The following is a 2258-nucleotide window of genomic DNA, read 5'->3' on the forward strand; positions in this document are numbered from 1 at the left end:
AGACGTTTTACAAAACTTAATCCTGATCCAAGTCCATGATATTGCATAGCAACATCAAATTTATCAATCTTTTCATGAAGATGTTGCCTGATTTCTTTAGACAGACCAATACCACTATCATGCACCATAAATTGGCATACCATTTCTCTGTGTTGTTGTTCTAATTCTGAAACGGCTGGACTAATAGTAAACATGTTCACTGTTACCACAACTCTGCCTTCTTTAGTAAATTTAATAGCATTATCTATTAACTGCTCTAATATTGCCCCTATTCGATAAGTATCACTAATTATAGCATTTGTTAAATCATACTGAAAATTACAAGATAAATTTAATCCCTTACGTTGAGCTATTGGCATCGCTTTATCAATAATTTTATTTACCAACTGTTTTGGATCAAACTTATTTAAAATTATAGGAGGTAATCCAGAATTATTCTGTAAATAACTAAGTATATTGTTATAATAATCCAGTAATTCTGCAGCACAATTTACCACACTAGCTAAATAATCCTTTTTTTCAGGATTATCTTCTATTTCATAAAGAGCTGTTACTAATGAAAAAATCCCATTACATGGAATCTTTAATCCATGTACCATATTTTGAACCACATCTCTTTTAAATAACTCAGATTCTTTCAATTTATTATTTGCTTCTTGTAATTCTAATTTATATTTAATAATATCAGTATAATTTGTGATCGTCGAGTTAATGATATTTTCTTCTTGCTGAGATGGTATTAATGTGACAGATATAGGAGATAATTGAAGATTCCAATTTGTTTTAGTAAGATTAGTAATATTATGATTATCTTTTGGTTGATTTTGATTATTAATTGTCATAGCATCTCCTTGCTGTTAAAGTTCAGAAAACAGCTCAGAGGTTAAAGTGTTAGAATATTGAAGTCTTGAATTTAACCTCTGAACCAGAGTTGCACTACGGCCGCTCTTAACAAGGACAGATATCACTACAATTCTTTGAAGTACAAAGGATTTAAAAGCTTTTTGACAGATTTTTATACAATTAGGCAAACAGCTGCACAAATGAGACACAGCTAAATTACTATTGTTTATTAGCTCAACTCTTTATCTATTACATCTAAATCCAAAGTAGCATTAATTATGCTACAAAAAACATCAGAAATTCTTTTGAATATAGTATTTTGCTGGCATTTAAGCCTACTTTATATTATAATTAGTTGATCAATTAATTAAATTTATTCCTGCAAAATTAAACAACTACTATGAACCATTTCTTGGTGGTGGAGCTTTATTTTTTCAAGTTAGAGATAAATTTAAACAATGCTATTTATCTGATATTAATCTAGAGCTAGTAACGTCCTATAACACAATAAAGAAGAATCCAGAGCAGGTCAGTAAACTATTAGACTCTCATAAAGAAAAACATTCTAAAGAGCATTATTACCAAGTTAGAAGTAATAATGACAGTAATGACCCAGCAAAAATTACTGCAAGGTTTATCTATCTTAATAGATATTCATTTAAAGGCATTTACCGAATTAATATTGATGGAAAGCCAGCTCAAACTTTCTCTGGTAGGAATTATAGTAAATCTGATCTTGCCTTTAGATTAAAACAGTGTAGTCAGCTTTTATCGGGCACATCTATTTGTGCTATAGATTTTTCTTTCATTGAACCACAAAAAAATGATTTTGTTTATTTTGATCCTCCTTATCATAAATCAGGTGAGAAGTTTTATACTAGATTACCTTTTGATGAGAATGAACAAACGAGACTTAAAGATTTTGCTACAGAACTTAATGATAAAAATATTAAAATAATGATTTCTAATAGTAATACTCCCTTTATTAGAAACTTATACAAAAATTTTAATATTAGTATTATTAAGGTTAAATATTCCATGCCCGAGCACAATAAAATATCTGATGAAGTAGTTATTACAAATTATCAATTACCACAATAGCTTAGTTATATTCAAACTTGATTAATTCAAAGCAATAATCTTGCGTCTTAAAAGATTCTTCTAGATCTTGCATATGACGATTCCTAACATAATAATCATTAAAAGCCGTTGTTGATTTAAGGATTACCTTTTGGTTGACTATATCTTCCTCTACCACTACTAATTTACTTAATACCCCACAATCAATATATTGGTTATAACGTTCAATAAGAAATTTCCGTGCCCTGTACCATACTGAATCAGGATTTAATTGTTTGCTTAGCTGCAATAGATAATTTTGTTTTTCATCTTCGGTATTATTCTGCTTCGCTTCA

Annotated in this window: 1 protein-coding gene and 2 pseudogenes; 1 reads left to right on the forward strand and 2 read right to left on the reverse strand. The window is 29.1% G+C overall.

Going from position 1 to position 2258, the window contains the following annotated elements:
- A partial coding sequence (locus REIS_RS04705) for a sensor histidine kinase (protein ID WP_008580129.1) occupies window positions 1-842 on the reverse strand: 842 nt, incomplete at its 3' end.
- Between the two features lie 352 nt (window positions 843-1194).
- On the opposite strand from REIS_RS04705, the pseudogene REIS_RS12590 reads away from it, so the two are divergent.
- Window positions 1195-1944, forward strand: a pseudogene (locus REIS_RS12590) (DNA adenine methylase); the annotation flags it as partial.
- A 1-nt stretch (window position 1945) separates the two neighbouring features.
- Here the strand turns inward: REIS_RS12590 and REIS_RS04710 are convergent.
- A pseudogene (locus REIS_RS04710) lies at window positions 1946-2258 on the reverse strand (hypothetical protein); the annotation flags it as partial.

The organism is Rickettsia endosymbiont of Ixodes scapularis, assembly GCF_000160735.1.
In the GTDB taxonomy this organism is placed as follows: Bacteria; Pseudomonadota; Alphaproteobacteria; order Rickettsiales; family Rickettsiaceae; genus Rickettsia; species Rickettsia tamurae.